Origin of the sequence: Streptomyces sp. NBC_01476, assembly GCF_036227265.1 — a bacterium.
Lineage (GTDB): Bacteria > Actinomycetota > Actinomycetes > Streptomycetales > Streptomycetaceae > Actinacidiphila.
The window spans coordinates 7596915-7617440 of record NZ_CP109446.1 but is presented as its reverse complement, the minus strand read 5'-3'; the positions used below and the strand labels follow the sequence as shown (position 1 = coordinate 7617440).

At 72.0% G+C, this 20526-nt stretch carries 14 protein-coding genes, 2 tRNA genes and 2 pseudogenes; 6 read left to right on the top strand and 12 right to left on the bottom strand.

Annotated features, from left to right (window positions below; genetic code table 11):
• Positions 1-253 precede the first annotated feature (253 nt).
• The 4 genes from OG552_RS33105 to OG552_RS33090 all read right to left on the bottom strand — a co-directional run bounded on the left by OG552_RS33105 (position 254) and on the right by OG552_RS33090 (position 2233).
• Positions 254-808 carry a hypothetical protein gene (locus OG552_RS33105; RefSeq protein ID WP_329139314.1) on the bottom strand — a complete coding sequence of 185 codons (555 nt, stop codon included), beginning with the start codon at positions 806-808 and terminating at the stop codon, positions 254-256.
• 29 nt (positions 809-837) lie between these two features.
• A tRNA-Ala gene (locus tag OG552_RS33100) sits at positions 838-908 on the bottom strand.
• Positions 909-920: 12 nt separating this feature from the next.
• Positions 921-993 (bottom strand) — tRNA-Gly (locus tag OG552_RS33095).
• Positions 994-1069: 76 nt separating this feature from the next.
• On the bottom strand, positions 1070-2233 hold the full coding sequence (locus tag OG552_RS33090; RefSeq protein ID WP_329139312.1) for a TetR/AcrR family transcriptional regulator: 1164 nt from the start codon (positions 2231-2233) through the stop codon (positions 1070-1072).
• Between the two features lie 177 nt (positions 2234-2410).
• On the opposite strand from OG552_RS33090, the gene clpX reads away from it, so the two are divergent.
• A complete protein-coding gene (clpX, locus tag OG552_RS33085; protein ID WP_329139309.1) occupies positions 2411-3685 on the top strand; it encodes an ATP-dependent Clp protease ATP-binding subunit ClpX in 1275 nt (424 codons plus the stop codon).
• A 12-nt stretch (positions 3686-3697) separates the two neighbouring features.
• Here clpX and OG552_RS33080 read toward each other — a convergent pair whose 3' ends face one another.
• Positions 3698-3889, bottom strand: a complete 192-nt coding sequence (locus OG552_RS33080) for a DUF6381 family protein (RefSeq protein WP_329139307.1) — start codon at positions 3887-3889, stop codon at positions 3698-3700.
• A 243-nt stretch (positions 3890-4132) separates the two neighbouring features.
• Here OG552_RS33080 and OG552_RS33075 point away from each other — a divergent pair, with 243 nt between their 5' ends.
• A complete protein-coding gene (locus OG552_RS33075) occupies positions 4133-4927 on the top strand; it encodes an SDR family NAD(P)-dependent oxidoreductase (RefSeq protein WP_329141325.1) in 795 nt (264 codons plus the stop codon).
• Between the two features lie 62 nt (positions 4928-4989).
• Here OG552_RS33075 and OG552_RS33070 read toward each other — a convergent pair whose 3' ends face one another.
• The 3 genes and pseudogenes from OG552_RS33070 to OG552_RS36555 form a co-directional block, all read right to left on the bottom strand.
• Positions 4990-5868 (bottom strand): DNA-3-methyladenine glycosylase family protein, encoded by an 879-nt coding sequence (locus OG552_RS33070; RefSeq protein WP_329139305.1) that lies wholly within the window; start codon positions 5866-5868, stop codon positions 4990-4992.
• 312 nt (positions 5869-6180) lie between these two features.
• A pseudogene (locus tag OG552_RS33065) lies at positions 6181-8412 on the bottom strand (family 78 glycoside hydrolase catalytic domain); the annotation flags it as partial.
• A gap of 579 nt (positions 8413-8991) precedes the next feature.
• A pseudogene (locus OG552_RS36555) lies at positions 8992-9393 on the bottom strand (glycoside hydrolase family 78 protein); the annotation flags it as partial.
• A gap of 522 nt (positions 9394-9915) precedes the next feature.
• Here OG552_RS36555 and OG552_RS33060 point away from each other — a divergent pair.
• Positions 9916-12306: a carbohydrate-binding protein gene (locus OG552_RS33060; protein WP_329139301.1), complete on the top strand. Its 2391-nt coding sequence runs from the start codon at positions 9916-9918 to the stop codon at positions 12304-12306.
• A 106-nt stretch (positions 12307-12412) separates the two neighbouring features.
• Here OG552_RS33060 and OG552_RS33055 read toward each other — a convergent pair whose 3' ends face one another.
• Positions 12413-13753 carry a M1 family metallopeptidase gene (locus tag OG552_RS33055; RefSeq protein ID WP_329141323.1) on the bottom strand — a complete coding sequence of 447 codons (1341 nt, stop codon included), beginning with the start codon at positions 13751-13753 and terminating at the stop codon, positions 12413-12415.
• Positions 13754-13896: 143 nt separating this feature from the next.
• The gene (locus tag OG552_RS33050) at positions 13897-14907 is read right to left on the bottom strand and encodes an N-acetylmuramoyl-L-alanine amidase (protein ID WP_329139299.1); all 1011 of its coding nucleotides are present in this window, start codon (positions 14905-14907) and stop codon (positions 13897-13899) included.
• 285 nt (positions 14908-15192) lie between these two features.
• Between OG552_RS33050 and OG552_RS33045 the strand changes: the two genes are divergently transcribed.
• On the top strand, positions 15193-16059 hold the full coding sequence (locus tag OG552_RS33045) for an LLM class F420-dependent oxidoreductase (RefSeq protein ID WP_329139297.1): 867 nt from the start codon (positions 15193-15195) through the stop codon (positions 16057-16059).
• Between the two features lie 195 nt (positions 16060-16254).
• A complete protein-coding gene (locus tag OG552_RS33040) occupies positions 16255-17154 on the top strand; it encodes a bifunctional helix-turn-helix transcriptional regulator/GNAT family N-acetyltransferase (protein WP_329139295.1) in 900 nt (299 codons plus the stop codon).
• Positions 17155-17180: 26 nt separating this feature from the next.
• Here OG552_RS33040 and OG552_RS33035 read toward each other — a convergent pair whose 3' ends face one another.
• Both OG552_RS33035 and OG552_RS33030 read right to left on the bottom strand, forming a co-directional pair.
• Positions 17181-17756 (bottom strand): hypothetical protein, encoded by a 576-nt coding sequence (locus tag OG552_RS33035; RefSeq protein ID WP_329139293.1) that lies wholly within the window; start codon positions 17754-17756, stop codon positions 17181-17183.
• 143 nt (positions 17757-17899) lie between these two features.
• Positions 17900-18682, bottom strand: a complete 783-nt coding sequence (locus OG552_RS33030; protein WP_329139291.1) for a D-Ala-D-Ala carboxypeptidase family metallohydrolase — start codon at positions 18680-18682, stop codon at positions 17900-17902.
• A gap of 204 nt (positions 18683-18886) precedes the next feature.
• On the opposite strand from OG552_RS33030, the gene OG552_RS33025 reads away from it, so the two are divergent.
• A complete protein-coding gene (locus OG552_RS33025) occupies positions 18887-20482 on the top strand; it encodes a purple acid phosphatase family protein (protein WP_329139289.1) in 1596 nt (531 codons plus the stop codon).
• Positions 20483-20526 lie beyond the last annotated feature (44 nt).

The following is a 20526-nucleotide window of genomic DNA, read 5'->3' as shown; positions in this document are numbered from 1 at the left end:
GGGCGAGTACGACGCTGCGCCGGGACATCCGGCTCGGCCTGCCGTTCGGCGATCCGGCCGCCGGGCCGCTGCCGGTGTCCGCGCAGGTCCGTGCCGCCGCGGCACCGGCGCTGCGGGACCTCGGGCCGGCCGAGGTGGTCGGCGAACTGCGGCGGGTGACCACCATGCGGCAGGGCAGGGCGGCGGCCGCCCTGGTCCAGCGCGCGCACTGGGACGTGGTCGACGCCGCCGACCGGGGGCGTCCGCTGCCCGGCTACGCGCGCTGGGCACTGGCCATCCGGGTCGACTGCCCGCCGTACGTGCGGGACCGGCTGGGGATCGGCCAGCCGTCCTTCGCCCACCGGATGCGGCAGGCCGGGATCGTCGCGGAGCCGGGGGCGTACCTGCGCGAGTGGGGACCGGCGCGGACGGTGCTGCGGGTACTCGACGGCGGCCGGTGGGCCTTCCCCACCCGGTTCCCCGAAGCCGAGGCGGCGCTGCGGCCGCTGGTCCGCGACGGGCTCGGCGGGGACACCGAAGGGGCCGCGGGCGCGGTGGCCGCCGGCGGAGGTGCCAGCGGGGCGTCCTCACGCCGGTCCGGGTGGCCGGTCGCGGTGCCGGCCAGCACGGCGGCCGTGGCGTCGGCGCGTTCCTGCCCGCGGGCCCGTTTGCGCCGCTGCCGCCCGTCCCGGACGAAGGACGCGGCGACCTGCTCGGCCCGCAGGCGGACCGGGTCGTCGGCGGGCAGGGCGCGGAGCCGGCCGGCCGTACGGTGGAAGGCGGCCAGTTCCTCGTCCGTGATCCGCGCCTCGACGGGTGTTTCCCCCACCGCTCCCCCATCTCCCCCGCGTACCGCTGTGGCCCCGGCCGGAGTCGAACCGGCGTATCCGTCTTGCCAAGACGCGCGTCTGCCGCTGCGCTACGGGACCTGGAACTGCCTGCCCGGGCGGCCGGATTCGAACCGGCGTCCCACCTCTTGGCAAGAGGTTGCGTCTGCCGCTGCGCTACGTCCAGGCATTGCCGGTCATCGTACGGGGCGGTGGCCGGTACGGTGCGCCCGGGCCGCCCTCCGCGCGCGGCCGGTGAGGGGTCAGCGGCGCGCCCCGCGTGACACGCCGGTGTCCACCGAGGCGACCGCGTGGCAGGCTCCCCGCCCGTCCGCGCGGGCCACGATCCGGCCGCCCATGACGCGGATCGCGGTCTCCGTCGTGTCACCGGAGACCGTTATCCCCGCCGCCGCGGCGACCGCGCCGGACTCGTCGTGGACGACCGCGAGCCGGGGCCAGGCGGCGGGCGGGAACGCCACGCGGAGACAGCCGCAGAGGTCGGCGAGGATCAGGCGGGCCAGCGGGCCTGTCTCGCGCGGGTCGCCGCCGGCCAGGACGAGCGTGACCGTACTGCCGGGCGGCGCGGCCCGTACCGCCTCTTCGGCCGCGGCCGGCCGGTGCGGGCCCAGGAAGGCGACCACCCCGTCGTCGCCGAGCGGCGCCGGCCGCAGGCGTACCGCGTCGGTGCGGGCGGGCGGCGACCAGGGCGCGTCGTCGGGGACGGCCGGCGGGACCGCCTGCGGCGGTGCCCACCAGTCGTTCAGCCGCAGCCCGGCCAGCTTCTCCCCCAGGCCGACGAGGTCGAAGGGCTCGGCGAACCCGGGTGCGGCAAGGGCCAGTTGGCTCGCGCCGTGCAGCGTGGTCAGCAGGGTCCCGGCCAGCCGGACCAGGCGGGCCGGCGGGGCGCCGGGGACCACCGCGGGCGGGTCCAGGTTCTCAAGGGCGAGCGCGACCAGCAGCGCGTTGAGCTTCATCAGCTGGGCGAAGGCGAGCCGCAGCCCTTCGTCGGCGAGGAGTTCGGGCATCAGGTCCCGGTCGAGCCGGGCGGGCGGACCGCCACCTTCGCCGCCGGCCTCGTCACCACCTTCGCCGCCGCCCTCGTCACCACCTTCGCCGCCGGCCGGCAGCCGCGCCACCCACGCCTGGGCCAGCGCCCCCATCGCCTCGGCGGCGGACCGGCCGGCCGGGGCCGCGGGGCGGTTCCCCGCGGGCGCGGCGTCCTCGGCGAGGTCGGCGAGCACGGTGAGGTAAAGAGCGCGCTTGCCGGGGAAGTTGGAGTAGACCGCGCCCCGGGTGAGGCCGGCCCGCCCGGCTATGGCGTCGATCTTCGCGGCTCTGAAGCCCCGTTCGGCGAACTCGGCCCGGGCGGCGGCCAGTACGGCGCCACGGGTGCGCCGCTGGGTCTCCGACCTGCTCGTGCGGACCACAGCCTCGCGCCTCTTCCGTCCCGGTGCCGCCAACAGCCGTGCCCCACGGAGTTCCGCTGCGGTCCGCTGCGGCGTGCTGCGAACCCCCGCCGCGTACCTCCGTGTTCCGCGTACGTCCCAGGCAACTTACCGTAGCCTCGGGATGACGGGATCATCCGGATGAACAGAGCGAGGGCCATGGCACGCACCGGCGAGGACAGTCACCTGCTCACGTGCTCCTTCTGCGCCAAGACCCAGAAACAGGTCCGCAAGCTCATCGCGGGGCCCCTCGGCCTGTACATCTGCGACGAATGCGTCGAGCTCTGCAACGAGTTGATCGAGGAGGAGCTGGGCGGTCCCGACGGCACACCGCTGGAGGAGCTGCCGAAGCCGGCCGAGATCCACCGGTTCCTCGACCAGTACGTGATCGGGCAGGAGGCGGCGAAACGCTCGCTCGCGGTGGCGGTCCACAACCACTACAAGCGGGTCCGGGCGGCCGGCCGCGAGGACGACCCGGTGGAGGTCGCCAAGTCCAATGTGCTGCTGCTCGGCCCCACCGGCTGCGGCAAGACGTATCTCGCCCAGACGCTGGCCAGGATGCTGAAGGTGCCGTTCGCGATCGTGGACGCGACCGCGCTCACCGAGGCCGGATACGTCGGCGAGGACGTCGAGAACATCCTGCTGAAGCTGCTCCAGGCCGCCGACCACGACGTGCGGCGGGCGGAGCGGGGCATCGTCTACATCGACGAGATCGACAAGATCTCCCGCAAGAGCGAGAACCCCTCCATCACCCGGGACGTCTCCGGCGAGGGTGTGCAGCAGGCACTGCTGAAGATCCTGGAGGGCACGACCGCGTCCGTGCCACCGCAGGGCGGGCGGAAGCACCCGCACCAGGAGTTCATCCGGATCGACACGACGAACATCCTCTTCATCGTGGCCGGCGCCTTCGCCGGTCTGGAGCGGATCGTCGGCGACCGGACCGGCAGCGGCGGCATGGGCTTCGGGGCGGAGGTCCAGGCCAGGAACGCGGCTCCGCGGGGCGATGTCTTCGCGCAGGTCATGCCGGCCGACCTGATCACCTACGGGCTCATCCCGGAGTTCATCGGCCGGCTGCCGGTGCTCGCCCGGGTCACCGCCCTTGACGAGGCGGCGCTGCTGAGCACGCTCACCGAGCCGCGCAACGCGCTGGCCAAGCAGTATCAGCGGCTCTTCGCGCTGGACGGTGTCGAACTCGACTTCACCCCGGGGGCGCTCGCGGCCATCGTGGACAGCACGGTGCTCCGCGGGACGGGCGCGCGGGGGCTGCGGGCGATCGTGGAGCACGTGCTGCGGCCGATCATGTACGACATCCCCGACCGTACCGACGTGACGCGCGTGGTCGTCGACGAGGACACGGTCCGCGAGAACCTGAGCCCGATGCTCGTCACCCCGCAGCGGCCGGCCTACGAACCGCGTCAGGACAGGACCGCCTGAGCCGCGGGGCTCCTACTCGGTCGGATAGATGTCGCCTGCGGCCATCATGCTTTCCTGCTCGCAGTCGAACTCCAGCCGCCGGACCTCCTGCTGGAGCCGCCTGCGCTCCTCGGGGTCACCGGCCCGTTCGGCATCGGCCTCCACCTGCATGGCCTTCTCCCGCATCCGCTGGATGCGGCGGTGCGATTCGTCTGTCTCACTCATCATCGGACCTCGCTCCGTGCACAGAGAGCACTCCCTTCCAGCGAACCAGGCCCGGGACACCTCTGCCACCCGGGCGCCCCGGGCGTCGCACCGCGCGTCCGGCCGGCTGCGCCGCGTGCGCGGACGGCGTCACCCGTACGCCCCGGCGGAGCGGCCCCGGGGAAAAGGAGCCTCGCGCATAACGTGGGTCGCCGTGGGCATGTGGTTGACCCGCGGGACTTCCCAGCAGAAGGGTGTGTGGCAGTGCGAATCGACCTCTCCGGAAAGACCGCCCTGGTCACGGGTTCGTCGCAAGGCATCGGGCTGGCCATCGCCGAGGGCCTGGCCGCGGCCGGCGCACGCGTGGTCCTCACCGGACGCGACGCGGGGCGGCTCGACGAAGCGGCGGCCCGGGTCCGTACCGCCGGTCCCGGCACCGAGCCAGTGACGGTGGCAGCCGACATCACCTCCGACGAGGGCACCGCCCGGCTTGTCGCGGCCGTCCCCGACGCGGACATCCTGATCAACAACCTCGGCGTCTTCGGTGCCCGCCCGGCGCTGGAGATCTCCGACGACGAGTGGCGGCGCTACTTCGAGACGAACGTGCTGACCGCGGTCCGGCTGACCCGCCACTATCTGCCCGGTATGACCGGCCGGGGCTGGGGACGTGTGCAGTACATCGCCAGCGACTCCGCGGTCAGCATCCCGGTGGAGATGATCCACTACGGGATGACCAAGACCGCGCTGCTCGCCGTGGGCCGCGGTTTCGCCAAGGCGGCGGCCGGCACCGGGGTGACCGTCAACTCCGTCATCGCCGGCCCGACCCACACCGGCGGAGTCGAGGACTTCATCCGCCAGCTGGTGCCGGCCGGCCTGCCGTGGGACGAGGCGCAGCGCACGTTCATGCGGGAGCACCGGCCGCAGTCGCTGCTGCAACGCCTCATCGAACCCGAGGAGATCGCCGCCATGGTGGTCTACCTCAGCTCCCCCCAGGCATCCGCCACCACCGGCGGCGCCGTCCGGGTCGACGGCGGTTACGTGGACGCGATCCTGCCCTAGGTGCGGTGGCCGCCGCCCCGGCCGCCCTCGGTGGCGGACCGGGCGGGCGCCCCGCGCACCGGCTACGGCGGCGGCGCGGTGGCGGCGGAGCGCAGCAGGAAGGCGACCCACGACCGCAGGGGCCGCCAGGCGCCGGCGATGGTGGCGTACGTGTCGGGGCTCGCGTCGGACGGCAGCCGGTAGGCGGCGCGCATCCGCTCCAGCAGGCGGGGCTCGGTGGTGACGAAGACATCGGGCGCGGCGGCGCCCCGCACCAGGATCAGGCCGGCCGAGAAAGGTCCGACGCCGGGCAGTTCCTGGAGCCGGTCGAGGGCATCGGCGGCCGGCAGATCACGGAGGGTTTCCGCGTCGAGCAGCCCGTCGAGCGCGGCCCGCGCGATGCCCTGGATCCAGTCGAACTTCACCGGGTTCACCGAGGGCAGGGAGGGCGCCGCGAGCACCGCCTCCGGAGAGGGGAAAGCGGCCTGTTCGATGCCGCCGAGGACCACGCGCGGTCCGGTCCTTTCGGCGATGCGCTGTTTCACCACGCCCGCGCTGCGCATGGACGTGCGCTGGCAGAGCACCGCCCAGCAGGCGGCCTCCCAGGTGCTCCAGAAGTGCACCGGCCGGAGCCCGGGGGCTTCCCGGAGCCGTTCGGCGACCACCGGGTCGCGATCGGCGATGCCGGCCAGCGGGCTGCCGTCGACGTCCACCGCCAGGATGCGGGCCACGTCGTCGCGCAACGCTTGGGTGACGGGCTCTGACGCCTCGATGCGCAGCCGCCGGCCGCGGGCGGTCACCAGCACGGCGGTCGGGGTCCAGTCGGGCGGCGCGCAGTAGGTGAACCGCAGACCGTTCGCGTCGTCTCCCGGGTGACCGGCCGGCCACGCGTCGAGGAACGCCCGCGACTGGTCCAGGTCGAAGGCGCCGCGTACCGTCAGCTCGGCGTGCCGGGCCTTCATCGCGGCGCCCGCCCGCCGTCGGGACGGCCGGCGGCGCGGCGCGCGGTTGCCGTACTCATGGGGGACCTCCAGCCTTCGGCCACCGATGGTATCCAGGCCGGCTCCCGCCGGTGCGCACGCCGCCCGGCGAGGGCCACGCCCGGCTCCCGGTCCGGTCGGAAAGCCCGGCCGGAAGGTTCCGCGCCCACTCCCCGGTCCGGCCGGATGGCCCCGCGCCCAGCCCCCGGTCTGGCCCGAAGGCCCCGCCGGAAGGGCCCGCCGGAAGGCGGGTCTTCCGGTGCGGCGCCGGGAGCCGGGCGTGGCGCGGGTACCTCAGCGGTGACCGGTGACGGTGAACTCCCAGTGGCCGGACCCGACGGTGAAGACGCTCTCGTCGCCGCCGCCGTGCTGCCGCCGGGCGCCGGACGTGGCGCGGACGTCCACGTGACGCAGCCCGGCGTGCGGCACGTGGACGGTCGCGCTGCTGCCGACCGGGACGGTCACGTCGAGGGTGAAGCGGCTCCCGGTGTTCGTCCAGGAGGTGGCGACCGTGCCGCGCACGGTCGCGATGGACGCCGCCACGTGGTGCAGGCCCGGCGGGATCCGCGGGTCGACGGTCATCGTGCGGTAGCCGGGGCCGGTCGGCTGGATGCCGCCCAGCTGGGTGGAGAAGGAGGCGTTGATGCCGGCGAACATGGCGTGGTCGTGGGTCTCCATGCTGGACGCGTACGTCCACTCCTCCCAGGAGCTCGTCGCCCCCTGGCCGATCTCGTAGCCGAAGCCCGGGTAACTCCGGCTGTCGAGGACCTTCATCGCCACGTCGATCCGGCCGATGCCGGCGAGCGCGTCCATCAGATAGCGGGTGCCGAAGATCCCGGTGTCGAGGTGGCCGCCGTCCTTGATGAGGATGGTGTCGACGAGCTGGGCGCCGACCTTGGCGACGTCCCGCGCGGGGACCATGCCGAAGGCGAGCGGCAGCACGCTCGTCACCTGGCGGCCGTCACCGTAGGTGTCGCCGGCCGCGTTGCGGAACTCGGAGGTGAACGCCTGCTTGATGGCGTCGGCGAGCCGGCGGAAGTGCGCCGCGTCGTCGCGGTGGCCGAGTGCGGCCGCGGCCTTGGCGACGTCCACCGCCTGAAGGTACGACAGCGCGGTGTTCACCAGTGAGACCTCGCTGGTGCAGTTGCCGGCGTTCGGGCCGCCCAGGCCCCCGTTGGCGTTGGCGCTGCGATCGGGCGGGCACCAGTCGCCGAAGCCGCGGTCGGCGGGCCAGATGTGTCCGGGCACGTCGGTGGCGTTGGTGTCGACGAACTTCTTCATCAACGGGTACGCGGCGGCCAGGGTGGCACGGTCGCCGTACTGCTCGTACAGGGTCCAGGCGAGGGAGATCTGGTCGCCGCCCATGTCGGGCTGCTGGGCGTTGCCCGCGTCGTTGGGCAGTGCGGTGCCGGGCGGCATGTCCTGGAGGTAGTTGGCGTAGAAGCGGTCCATGCCGAACTCCCGGATGGACGCGTCGTGGTACGCCTGCACGTCCATGCCGGGCGGGGTCCGCTCGTCGCGGACGGGGTTGTCGGTGGGGACGCTCATCGAGTTGTTCAGCATGCTCCACCGGTTGTTCTGCCAGATCCGGTCGAGCAGCGGGTCGGAGGAGGAGAACGTGGCCGTGGACGTCACATCGGCGTGCACCACCCGGGCGTCGAGGCTCGTGAGGTCCGGGGTGCCCGGGAAGCCGGTGACCTCGACGTACCGGAACCCGTGGTAGGTGAACCGGGGTTCGTAGGTCTCGGTGCCGCGGGTGCCGGCCAGGGTGTAGTTGTCGGTGGCCGCCGCGGAGCGGTTGGTGGTGGTGTCGAGCATGCCGTCGGCGCCGGTCTCCTCGGCGGTCCGCATCCGTACGGTCGTGCCTGCCGGGCCTTTGACACGCAGGCGCTCCCAGCCGGCGATGTTCTGGCCGAAGTCGTAGACGTAGACGCCCGGCTCCGGCCTGGTGAGCTTCACCGGCGCGAGGGTGCCGGTGACCCGGACCGGCGGCTGGGTGGCGGCCGTCAGGGACTCTGCCGGGGCCTGCACGGTGCGCACCGGCTGCCAGCCCGCCGCGTCGAAGCCGGGTGTGTCCCAACCGGGCTGTGCCAGCAGGGCGTTGTAGGACTCACCGGCGTAGATCCCGTTGCTGGTGATCGGACCGGACGACCAACTCCATGTGTTGTCAGTGGTGATGGTCTGCCGGCGGCCGTCGGTGTAGGTGACGTCGAGCAGCATCACGGCCTGCTGCGGGCCGGTCCAGCGGAAGCCGTACGGGCTGAACCCCTCGTCGTAGCCGTTCCCGAGCCACAGTCCGACGGTGTTGGCGCCGCGCCTGAGGTCCTTGGTGACGTCGTAGGTCGTGTAGAGGTCGCGCTGGTCGTACGGGGTGTCGGCCGGGGCCAGCACCTGGTCGCCGACCTTGGCTCCGTTGAGGTGCAACTCGTAGAAGCCCAGGCCGAATACGTAGGCGCGGGCGCCGGCGATCTTCTTGCCGTCGAGGGAGAAGGTGCGGCGCAGCATCGGTGCGTCGGGCTCCGGGTCGAGCAGTGTCGGGTCGCCCCGCGGTTCGAGCCGGCCGTCGGTGACCGCGGCGCCGGGGAAGAGCGGATCGGGCGAGGTGCTGAAGTCGTCGGTGAAGAGCGTGGTGCCGTCGAGGCCGTGGACGGTGATGTTGTCGTACAGGGCGTCCTCGGCGACGCCGTTGGTCACCGAGCTGCGGAAGCCCAGGGTGCCCTGGGTGAAGGTGGTGTCGGTGCGGTCGTCGACCTGGGTGCCGTCGATCGAGGTGGTGATCCGGCTGCCGTCGGCGGTGATGGTGAGGTGGTGCGGGGCGTTGGCGTTCGCGGTGGTCAGCACCGGGTCGAGGTCCACCTCACCGAGGGTGGTGAACCGGCCGCCGGACTGGACGTGCGGGCGCAGCAGCACCTTTCCGGGGGTCTGGGCGGCGTTGATCTGCCACATGTAGTAGTCCTGCGCGTCCTTGACCCGGAACAGGACGCTCGCCGCGCCGCTCTTGATGGTGAAGTCCGTGTCGAGGGTGAAGTCCGACCAGGAGTCGGTGCTGCCGGTGTCGGGGCTGATCCACTGGGCGCCCTGCCAGTCCGCCGCGTTCAGCAGGCCGGTCTCCCAAGTCCCGGCCGGGCTCCACCGGGAGGCGCGGCCGTGCGCGTCCCAGACCCGCACGGTCCAGTAGTAGGCGCGCGCCGAGGTCAACTGCGGCCCGCCGTACGGCACGGCGACCGAGTCGGAGGCGCGGACCCGGCCGCTGTCCCAGATGTCGGCGTCCCGGGTGTTCAGCCGCTGCGGGCTGCTCGCGACCAGGATGCGGTACGCGGTCTGCCGGTCACCGCGGACCGGGGAGTGCATCTGCCAGCCGAGGCTGGGCCGGGTGTCGTCGGTCCCGAGCGGGCTCGCCGTGCCGTCCACGGTCAGGTGCCCGGCCGAGATGCCGCCGGACGAGGCGAGAGCGGCTCCCTGGCCGCCGGGCGACGCCCCGAGGGACACCGCGGCGGCGAGAACCATGACAGTGGTCCAACGGGTCGATTTCCAGCGCCAACGACCGAACACCGGGCCCCCATCCGGCCGCAGCAGCGCCGCTACGGCGAATTAGAACGATTCAATCATCAAGAGCGTTGGCAATATACGAGAGCGGCCCGCCGGGGTCAATGGATCGGACGAATCCGTGCCTTCGGTCGTACGCCTCGCCACTCGTTCCTTGAAACGATGCATCCACCCCGTCACGCTCACCGGCGCCGAAGCGGCGCCGGCGGGCCGCCAAGGGAATTGCCGGGCGCGAAAGCGGAACAATACGGGTGGCAGGTGCGGCGGGACAGCCGGGCTGCCTTGACGGTGGATAAGCGGAACTCTAGAGTTCTGGCTGGCCGCATGGAATGCGAACCCCCCACTTTCATCCGATCGGGACATTTTCCACAACGGATGACATTCCATTTCGTGACCGCCGCGACAGTACCCCGCCGCGCTGCCGAGCCTGCGGATGATGACGCGTAATCGTGGCGACCGCGAATCATCCAGAAAGGTACGCAGTTGACAGTCATAGCGAGGAACCCGCGCCGGCGCCGCACCGGCGCGGCGGTCGCGACCCTCTTTGTCGCCTCCGCCTTCGCGCTGGTCGGGGTACGGATGGCGGACGGCGCCACCCTGCCGGCCACTGCGCCCAAGGCGGCCCCACGGGCCGCCGCCGCCGACAGCGCCGGGGCCACCACCCCCTTCACCAGCTATGAAGGCGAGGCCGGCACCCTCGGCGGTGGCGCGCAGAGCGTGTCGCTGACCTCGGCGCCGACGACCCAGTACGCCAGCGCCGCCCTGGAGGCGTCCGGCCACGCCTACGCGCACCTGGCCGGCACCGGGCAGTCCGTGCAGTGGACGAACAATACCGGCGGACCGGTCAGCGCCATCAACCTGCGGGCCAGCATTCCGGACTCCGCGTCCGGCGGCGGAAACACCGCCACTCTCGACCTTTACGTCAACGGCGTACTGCGCCAGCCGCTGAATCTGAACTCGAAGCAGAGCTGGCTCTACGAGGGCAACAACAATTACAACGGAAACGACCAGAATCCGGCCGACGGCGACGGCCGCGACTTCTTCGACGAGTCGCGCGCGTTCATCACCGGAGCCCCGGTCGCGCCCGGCAGCACGATCTCCCTCAAAAAGGACGCCGGCAATGGCGCCGCGTTCTACGACATCGATTCCATCGACGTGGAGAACCCGCCGGCCCCGCTCCCCCAGCCCGCCAACTCGATCTCCATCACCAGCTGCGGCGCGGTGGCCGACAACACCCCGACCAACGGCGCCGCGGACAGCCAGTCCGCCGACAGCACCGGGGCGATCCAGAACTGCATCAACCAGGCGCAGTCCCAGGGCAGGATCCTGTGGATCCCGCAGGGCACCTTCTACCTGAAGGGCACCAACGGGCTGCAGGCGAGCGGCATCACCATCGCCGGCGCCGGACCCTGGTACAGCACCGTCTACCGGTCGGTGCCACTGCCCAACAACGTCGGCCTCGGCGCGGTCTTCTCCCTCACCTCGTGCACGGTGGAGAACTTCCACATCGACTCCAACGCGACCAGCCGCGCCACCGTCGACGGCGCGGGCGGGGCCATGGACACCACCGGCACCAACTGGGTGGCCGACAACATCTGGAGCCAGCACGTCGAGTCGGGCTTCTGGGCGTCGGGCAGCGGAGGGACGGTCAAGAACAGCCGGCTGACCGCGATCTGGGCGGACGGGATCAACCTCAACAACGTCTCGCTGAACGGCACCACCGGCACCAGCCTGACCGCGACCAACAACTTCGTCCGCGGCACCGGCGACGACGCGATGGCGATCAACTCCGTCGCCTACAACGACTTCGGCAACGGCAAGATCTACTACACCGCGATGTCCGGGGTGACGCTGACGCACAACAGCCTCATCGCTCCCTGGGGCGGCAAGGGCATCGGCGTTTACGGCGGCAGCGGGCACGTCGTGCAGGACAACTACATCAGCGACACGGCACGGTACATCGGGCTGGGCGCCGGCCGGTTCGGCGTGAACGGCAGCGATCTGCTCGGCGCGACCATCTCCGGCAACACGGTCCTGCGGTCCGGCGGCAACGCCTACAGCCAGGGGCAGCCGGCCCTGCAGATCGGCAATGGCGGAGACGGGCAGAACGTCGGCACGGTCAGCGATGTCAGCGTGACCGGCAATACGGTGGGCAGCGCGGTGTACGACGCGGTGGGTTTCTCGACGTCCACCGGCACGAAGCTGCAGAACAACACGATCACTTCGCCGTGGCGGAACGGCATCGTGATCTCACCGCCGTTCTACCCGGCGCCGACCGGCTCGGCGACCATCACCGGCAACAGTGTCACCGGGCTGCGGGCCGGGGCCTCGGCGTTCACCGACAACTCCGCCGGCTTCACCGCGACCACGAGCGGGAACAGCTGGCAGAACGCCTCGGGCGAGGCGCCGTACCAGGGGGTGGCGGCCGCGGTGCCGGGCACCGTCCAGGCCGAGAACTACGACACCGGCGGCCCGGGCGTCGCCTACTCGGTGGCCTCCACCAACGGCAGCGGCAACGGTTACCGCCCCGACGGCATCGACCTCGAAACGACCTCGGACTCCGGCGGCGGCTACGACCTCGGCTGGACCGGCGGCGCCCAGTGGTTCCGTTACACGGTCAACGTGGCGGCCGCGGGCTCGTACACGGTGAGTTTCCGCGTCGCGGCCCCCGCCGCCGCTCCGGACGCGTTCCACCTCGCGGACAGCAGCGGACGGAATCTGACCGGCGCGGTCAACCTCCCGGCGACCGGCGACTTCCAGAGCTGGACCGATGTCACCGCCACCGTGACCCTCCCGGCAGGACCCCAGGTCCTCACCCTCGCCGAGGACAACGGCGGCTGGAACGTCAACCGCCTCACCTTCACGGCGAGGTAGCCCGGCGCTCGTCCACGGTGGCGGTCACCCCCTGCGAGCAGGCGGGGGTGACCGCCACCGTCGTCCGCGGGCCGCCCCGCGCTGACGCTGCCGCCCGGTAACCGGGTTACGGCTGGGCGGGCTTGCCCGCGGTCCAGAGCCAGGTGTGGAAGAGGGACCCGAGGTTCCTGCCGGAGACCTTCTCGCTCAGCGCGATGAACTGGGCGGTGGTGCCGTTGCCGTAACGGTGGGCGCGGGCCCAGGACTTGAGGATGGTGAAGAAATGTGCGTCGCCGACCGCGGTGCGCAGTTCCTGCAGCGTCATCGCGCCCCGGGTGTAGACGGGTGAGGCGAAGATGTTCGCGCCCTCGCCGGGGTCGGCGGTGGGAAAGGCCCAGAGGCTGCTGGTGGCCGGGCGGGCGTAGTAGCCGTCGAACCGGGCCTGGGCGCTCTGCCCGCCGTGCTGCTCGTCCCAGAGCCACTCGGCGTAGGTGGCGAAGCCCTCGTTGAGCCAGATGTCCTGCCAGCTGGTCAGGCTCACCGAGTCGCCGTACCACTGGTGTGCCATTTCGTGGACGACGGTGCCGACGCCGGGCGCCCGGTCGTAGACCGGCCTGGTCTGGGTCTCCAGGGCGTAGCCGACGTCGGGGGCGTGGTCGACGATCGCCCCTGCCGCCGAGAAGGGGTAGGGACCGAAGGTCCTGGTCTCCCAGTCGAGGATCGCCGGAAGCTGCGCCAGCGCGGGAGCGGCGTCCGCCGCCTCGCGCGGGTCCACCGCGTTGTAGACCGGGATGCCCGAGGCGGTGGTGTACCGCTGGACGTCGAACTTCCCGATCGTCGCGGTCGCGAGGTAGGCGGCCATGGGCTGGGGCTGGTTCCAGCGGAAGGTGGTCTTTCCGCCTTTGCTGCGCTGCGAGGTCAGTACACCGTTGGCGACCGCGGTGTACCCGGTCGGCACGGTGATCCGGAACGCGTACGAGGCTTTGTCCAGCGGGTGGTTGTCGCCGGGGAACCACGACATCGCGCCCTGGGGTTCGCCCGCGACGAAGGCACCGTCGTCGGTGGCGATCCAGCCGTCCGGGGAGCCGTCGGGGTCGGTGACCTGCTGCGGCACCCCGCCGTAGGAGACCTCGACCCGGAAGCTCGCTCCTGCCCGCAGCGTCTCGCGGGGCGTGACGACGAGTTCCTGGCCGTCCCGCGTCCAGCGGGCCGTTCTGCCGTCGACCGTGACGCGGTGCACGGTCAGGCCGGACAGGTCCAGGTCGAAGGTCTTCAGGCGCTGCGTGGCCCGGGCGGTGATCTCCGCGGTGCCGTCGAGCCGCCGGGTCGCGGGGTCGTAGGAGAGGTCCAGGTCGTAATGCCGGGTGGTGTAACCGCCGTTCCCGGCGAGGGGGAAGTACGGATCGCCCTGGCCCGGCGCCCCGCGGCCTCCGGCGACCGCCGCCACGGCGGTGCCCTCGGTCGTCAGCGTGACGGCGGTGACCGCGAGCAGCGCCACCGCGGTCCCGAGGAATCCGGAGCGGAATCCGCGGCGCGGGCGGGCTGGGGGAACACCGGAACGGTCAGCGAGCACATGCACTCCTGGGACGAGGCGATGAATCCGAAAGGTGATCACACAAATCGCCCACACCCTAGGCCGCACCCACCCCACCGGCAAGACTGCCCCGCACACGCCACACCGGCGGTCCCCTCCACCGGGGCAGGTGACCACCGGCCGGGCCCGTCGGACGTGGCGCTGACGGTCCCGGTCCGCGCACTGACCGACGGCGCGGTCGGGAAGGTGGGACGCGCGGTGGCGGCGATGTCGGTGACCGCCGCGGACAGCGTGGTCTTGCCGGTGACGTGGGTCGCGCGGACCTGGATGTGGTGGGTGCCGCCGGCCAGCGTGACGGTGGCGCTGGTGCCGGTGGTGTGGGTGACCGCCTTGCCGTCCACGAGGAGGTCGTAGCCGGAGATGAGGGCGGCCGGGGTGGTGGCGGTCCAGCTGACGGTGGCGGAGGTGCCGGTGACGTACGAGGAGACCGGCTTCTGCGAGCCGTAGGGCCCCGCGACGCCGGTGATCGCGAGCCCGGTCACCGGTCCTGCCGCGTAGGAGCGGATGGCGGGCAGCGCGTTGTACAGCTGGTTTCCGGGGCAGTCCGTGGCGAAGCCGTTGCGGTGCCCGGAGACGGTACTGAGCGTGTAGGTCTTGTTGAGGGTGAAGCCGTGCGAGTCCGCGGCACCCTCCACCAGGGCGGCCGAACCGGTGGGACTCGCGCCGCTCATGCCGAGCTTCCATGCCGCCAGGCGCGCGATGGCGCCCTTCATGGCCGCCGTGGGGGCGGCGCCCTTGAAGGTGCTCGCGGTGGCGTCACCACCCGACAGGTCGGTGTACGTCCCGACCGCGGCGATCCCCAGGCTGTCGGTGTTGAAGCCGTAGGTCTGGGCGCCGACGACGGGCAGGTTCATGCCGCCGAAACGGCCTTCGAAGACGGTGCCGCACTTGTCGACCAGGAAGTTGTAGCCGATGTCACGCCAGCCCTGGTGCAGGTGCTCGGCGTAGATGCTGCGCACGATGGCGGGCGACTGGTCGCAGGTGTAGCTGTTGGTGGTGTCGGTGTGGTGGACGAAGACCACCTTCACGGAGGTGCCGTACAGCGGGTAGCCGGACTCGCGGGCGCCCTCGTCGGGTGAGGGTGGGCAGTTGGGACGGCCACGGGCTGGTCGTCGGTGACGGCGACCCGGACGGGGAAGAGGGCGACGCGCTCGCGCTGTCGGGGGGAGTGTCCGTGGCGGTGGGGGTGCCGTCCGGGAACGACGGGTCCGCGCTGGGCGCACGAGGGCCCGTCTGCGCGGCCGGCCGAAGCTTGCACAGGTTCACGCAAGCGACCTACATTCGTGAGAGCGAACTTTCATAAAGGAGCGATCATGGAAATCGGCCTGCACATCGCGGACTTCACCTATCCGAACGGTCCCGGCGCCCTTGCCGACGACCTCACGCGGATAGTGGTGGCCGCCGAGGACGCCGGGTTCGCGCGGGTCAGCGTCATGGACCACGTCTGGCAGATCGGTGTGGTGGGACCGCCCGAGCACGAGATGCTGGAGGCGTACACCACGCTCGGTTACCTCGCGGCCCGCACCTCCCGCGTTCAGCTGCTCGCGTGGGTGACGGCGGTCAGCTACCGGCAGCCGGGGATGCTCGCGAAGCTGGTGAGCACCCTCGACGTGCTCTCCAAGGGCCGTGCGTGGCTGGGCATCGGCGCCGCCTGGAACGGCGAGGAGGCCGCCGGACTGGGGCTGCCGTTCCCGGATACGGCCGAGCGGTTCGAGCGGCTGGAGGAGACGCTGCAGATCTGCCGGCAGATGTGGAGCGACGACGAGAGCCCGTACGAGGGCCGCCACTACCGGCTCGGGCGCACGCTCAACTCCCCGCAGCCGATCCGGCGCCCGCCGATCCTGATCGGCGGCGGCGGGGAGAAGAAGACGCTGCGCCTGGTCGCCCGTTACGCCCAGGCGTGCAACCTCTTCGCCGGCCCTGACCTCGAACGCAAGCTCGACGTCCTGCGCGCGCACTGTGCGGCCGAGGGGCGCGACTACGACGACATCGAGAAGACCGTCATGCTCTCCCTCGACACCGGCGAGAAGGGCGAGAAGACCGACGAGCTGCTGGCGCAGCTCGAAGGGCTCGCCGCGCTCGGCTTCACCGAGGCGCACGGCCGTGTGCCGCGGGTCTGGGAGCCGGACCGGCTCGCGCTGATCGGCCGCGAGATCGTACCGGCCGCCGCCGGCTTCTAGGACCAAGGGCCCGGCGGGCGGGGGGACTTGGGCGGCCCTGGAGACCGCAGGCGCCCACCCGCCCGGCCCGGGGACCCGGGACAGCCTGGGCCCGGCGACCGCGGACCGCCCGCGCCCACCGGGCCCGCCCCGCCCTCCTCCGACCCGCGCAGGCCCGGCTGGCACCGCACACCGTTACCTGACTAGAGTCAGACAATGGACGCTGCGCAGGTCGACCAGGTACGGCGGTTCAACCGCACCGTGACGGAGCGCGTGGGGGTGCTCCACGACCGCTATCTGGGCCGCGACCGGCCCGTCGGTGCGGCCAGGCTGCTCTGGGAGATCGGGGAACAGGGCCTGGACGTACGGCAGTTGCGGGAGCGCCTCGGACTCGATTCCGGGTACGTCAGCCGGTTGCTGCGCACCCTGGAGGCCGACGGCCTGGTGACGGTGGAGCCGCAGCCCCTGGACCGGCGGGTGCGGACCGTCCGGCTCACCGCGGCCGGCCGGGCGGAGCGGACCGCGCTCGACGGCCGCAGCGACGAGCTGGCCGGCTCCCTGCTGGCGCCGCTCAACACCGCCCAGCGCGAGCGGCTGGTCGCCGCGATGGCCGAGGTCGACCGGTTGCTCACCGCCGCGACCGTCACGCTGGAGGCCGTCGACCCGGGCCACCCCGACGCCGAACACTGCCTGCGGGCCTACTTCGCCGAGTTGCGGGAGCGCTTCGAGAGCGGCTTCGATCCGGCGCGGAGCCTGCTGCCGGACGCGGGTGAACTTCGCCCGCCGCGCGGCCTGTTCCTGGTCGCCCGGCTGCACGGCGAGCCAGCCGGGTGCGCCGGCCTGAAGCTGCCGCCCGGCGCTCCGGCCGAGATCAAACGCATGTGGGTCGCACCGCACGCCCGCCGGCTCGGCCTCGGCCGCCGGTTCCTGGCCGAACTGGAGGCACGGGCCGCCCGGCACGGCAGCGACGTCCTGCGGCTGGACACCAACAAGGCGCTCAGTGCGGCGATCGGCCTGTACCACTCCTGCGGCTTCCAGGAGGTCGCCCCCTTCAACGACGAGCCCTACGCCCACCACTGGTTCGAAAAGCGGATCGCCCCGGCGCCGTCCCGGTGAGGACGGCGCCGGAGCGCCCGACGGGGTCAGTGTCCGGGAAAGTGGGCGGTGAGCAGGGAGCCGGCCTCGGCCGGGCTCATGCCGAGGGCCTTTCCTGCGGCTTCCCAGGACACCTCGTCGGCCTCGGCGTTCCGGGCGGCGGCACGGCCGGCGCGCCTGGTGGCGCGCTCCAGTACGGCGACGGCCTTCAGCGCGGCCAGCGGTGCGTCGTCGGCGAGGGCGGTCAGCTGCTCGTCCACCTGCGCGAGCAGGCCCTCGAGTCCGCCGGGCAGGGGAACCGATCGTGCCTCGACGTCCCCGAGATGGTCCTTCCAGTCGGCGCGTGGCCCGGAGGTGTCCGCGTCGCCTGGTCCGTCGGCCACCAGTTCCCAGTCGATGAGGTAGGTGCGGGTACCGCGCCATCCGCACGAGCAGGCGCCCCGCAGCCGGGTCGCCCGCCGGGTTCCGAGCGTGCCGTCATAGACCCACCAGTCGGTGGTTGACGGCACATGGCCGCCGCTTCCGATGTCGAAATAGGCCGGCTCGGGCTCACTGCCGTCCGCGAGCAACGCCGCCGCCCTGCCCTCGTGGGACATCCCGAACTCCCCGGTCTGCCACCCCATGTGCTCCTCCGTCCACGTCGCCGATCGCGCTCCGACGGACGTGTCCCTACCCATCCGGAGCCATCGGCAGTGTCCCCCGGCAGCGGCCCGCACCGCACGCGCCGCACCGCACGCACGTCCCTGTGGCGCACCCGCGGCCGGCTTCAGACGGTACCGTCCTCCCACCACCAGGTCTGCGCCCCGTACGCGTACTCGACCCGGCTGTCCATGTGCTGCCAGGAGTGGGCGTAGGACTCCAGGCCGGAGAAGCCGCTGCGTTCGCCGATCTGGTAGAGCGTCTTGGTGGCCACCCCGGAGATCACGATGTCGGCCGCGATGCCGTACTGGTGCTGGGAGTTCGTCGCGTAGCCGTAGATGCTGGTGTTGTACGCGACGCTGCGGAAGCCGGAGTTGATGGTGACGGGGTGGTTGCCGGCCTTCTTGCGGACCGCCTCCAGCTTGTACATCAGCCGGCGCACGTTCTCCTTGACGGTGGCCGAGCCGACCTTGCCGCCGGACAGGCCCGACCCGTCGTGGCTGTAGAACTCGGAGAAGTCGAAGTGCACGGTCGAACCGTCGCTGTCCTCCAGGGAGTTGAGCACCGAGAAGGTCTGCGGCCCGGCGACCGCGTCCACGCCGAGCCCGTACGCGGACTGGAAGCGCCTGACGGCAGCGGCCGTTCCCGGCCCGAAGTCGCCGTCAACGGCCACATGGGTGTGCGCCGCGGAGTCCGCGGCCCAGCCGGCCACCCGGATCTGGAGTTCGGTCACCGCGGCGCCGGTGGAACCCTGCTGGAGCACGCTGGGCCAGCCGTACGCGGCGGCCGACTGCGCCGTCACGACGCCGGCGGCGGCCAGCCCGGCGGCGGTGACCGCGCCGGCGCCGAGGCGCAGCAGGGTGCGGCGGTCGAGGGAGGAATCGGGGTGTGCGGGGGTCGCGTCGCTCACGGGTGCTCCTGAGAGGGGTCGGAGGCCTACGTCCGGACCGTGCCTCCCCATTCTTGACGCGGACCGGTCATCCCATGCATCGCGCGTAGATGAACTTTGGGCCCGCCTCGGCGCCACCCGGACGGCCGAAGCAGGGTCCGCCGGTCATCGCCCGTTCACCCGTACGACGAGCCACGGTCGCCGGATGCTGTCACATTTCGCGCCATGGACACTCCCTACACGGGTATCGACGCCAGGCTCGCCGAGAAGATGAGCATGGCGGAGCAGCACGAGTATCTCCGGTCCAAGGTGACCCGCCGCCGCATGGTCTTCGGCGGGATCGCCACCGCCGGCACGGTCGCCGCGTCCGGGCTGCTCAGCGGGGTCGCGCAGGCGCAGACGCCCGGCCCGTCGCTGCTGACGCGGCCGGCCACCGGGCACCACGTGGACGGCGCGCTGGTCGCTCCGTTCGGCCGCCACCTCCAGTTCGGCGCCGACCCGAAGACGCAGTTCACCATCTCCTGGCAGGTCCCGCTGGCGGTCCGCAAGCCGTTCGTACGGATCGGCCTGCAGCCCTGGTCACTCAGCCACAAGATCGAGGCCGAGGTCCGGGACCTGCACACCCCGCAGTTGCTCAACAGCAGTCTGCCGCCCGTCGACCAGTACTACCTGCACGCGCGGCTCGGGGGCCTGCGTCCGGGCACCACGTACTACTACGGCGTGGGCCACGAGGGCTTCGACCCGGCGCAGGCCGCGGCCTTCGCCACCGTCGGCTCGTTCACCACCGCGCCCGCGCACAGCGAGCGCTTCACCTTCACCGCCTTCGGCGACCAGGGCGTCAGCTACCACGCCCTGGCCAACGACTCCCTGATCCTGGCGCAGAACCCGGCCTTCCACCTGCACGCCGGTGACATCTGCTACGCCGACCCGGACGGCTCCGGCCAGCAGAGCGACGCGGCCGACTACGACGCGCGCACCTGGGACTCCTTCCTGGCGCAGACCGAGTCGGTGTCGGCACGGGTGCCGTGGATGGTCACCACCGGCAACCACGACATGGAGGCGTGGTACTCGCCGAACGGCTACGGCGGCCAGGAGGCCCGCTGGTCGCTGCCCCGCACCGGCCACGACCCGAAGAACCAGCCGGGCGCGTACTCCTTCGTCTACGGCAACACCGCGGTGATCGCGCTGGACGCCAACGACGTGTCGTACGAGATCCCGGCCAACTACGGGATCACCGGCGGCAAGCAGACCGCGTGGCTCGACCGCACGCTGGCCGGCTACCGCAAGCAGCGCGGCATCGACTTCCTGGTGGTGTTCTTCCACCACTGCGCGTACTCCACCACCAACTCGCACGCCTCCGACGGCGGTGTGCAGGCCCAGTGGGTGCCGATCTTCGAGAAGCACCAGGTGGACCTGGTGATCAACGGTCACAACCACGTCTACGAGCGGACCGACGCGATCCGCAAGGGCGTGGTGTCGCACCAGGTGCCGATCGGGGACACCACCCGGCCCGCGACCGACGGCACGGTCTACATCACCGCGGGCGGCGCCGGCCGCAGCCTGTACGACTTCCCGGCGCCCGACACCTACGAGGGCAACGAGCACCGGGTCGACACGGTGACGACATGGCACTCGGCCCAGGGCGGCGGCAAGGTGGTGGACTCCGTGCACTGGTCGCGGGTCCGCTACACCGGCTATTCGTTCATCTCGATCGACGTCGATCCGGCGAAGCCGGGGCGCGAGTCGACGCTGACGGTCTCCGCGATCGCCGAGACGGGCAAGCGCATCGACCACTTCACGGTCGCACGGCGGGCAAGCTGAGGGCCCGCGCCGCCCGGTAGCAGGCACCACCGCTGGGGCGGCCC

Excerpts from the sequence above, each read along its gene's own strand:
- clpX (WP_329139309.1), top strand. The coding sequence starts at position 2,411 with ATGGCACGCACCGGCGAGGACAGTCACCTGCTCACGTGCTCCTTCTGC.
- OG552_RS33080 (WP_329139307.1), bottom strand. The coding sequence starts at position 3,889 with ATGAGTGAGACAGACGAATCGCACCGCCGCATCCAGCGGATGCGGGAG.
- OG552_RS33070 (WP_329139305.1), bottom strand. The coding sequence starts at position 5,868 with ATGAAGGCCCGGCACGCCGAGCTGACGGTACGCGGCGCCTTCGACCTG.
- OG552_RS33045 (WP_329139297.1), top strand. The coding sequence starts at position 15,193 with ATGGAAATCGGCCTGCACATCGCGGACTTCACCTATCCGAACGGTCCC.
- OG552_RS33040 (WP_329139295.1), top strand. The coding sequence starts at position 16,255 with ATGGACGCTGCGCAGGTCGACCAGGTACGGCGGTTCAACCGCACCGTG.
- OG552_RS33035 (WP_329139293.1), bottom strand. The coding sequence starts at position 17,756 with ATGGGGTGGCAGACCGGGGAGTTCGGGATGTCCCACGAGGGCAGGGCG.
- OG552_RS33025 (WP_329139289.1), top strand. The coding sequence starts at position 18,887 with ATGGACACTCCCTACACGGGTATCGACGCCAGGCTCGCCGAGAAGATG.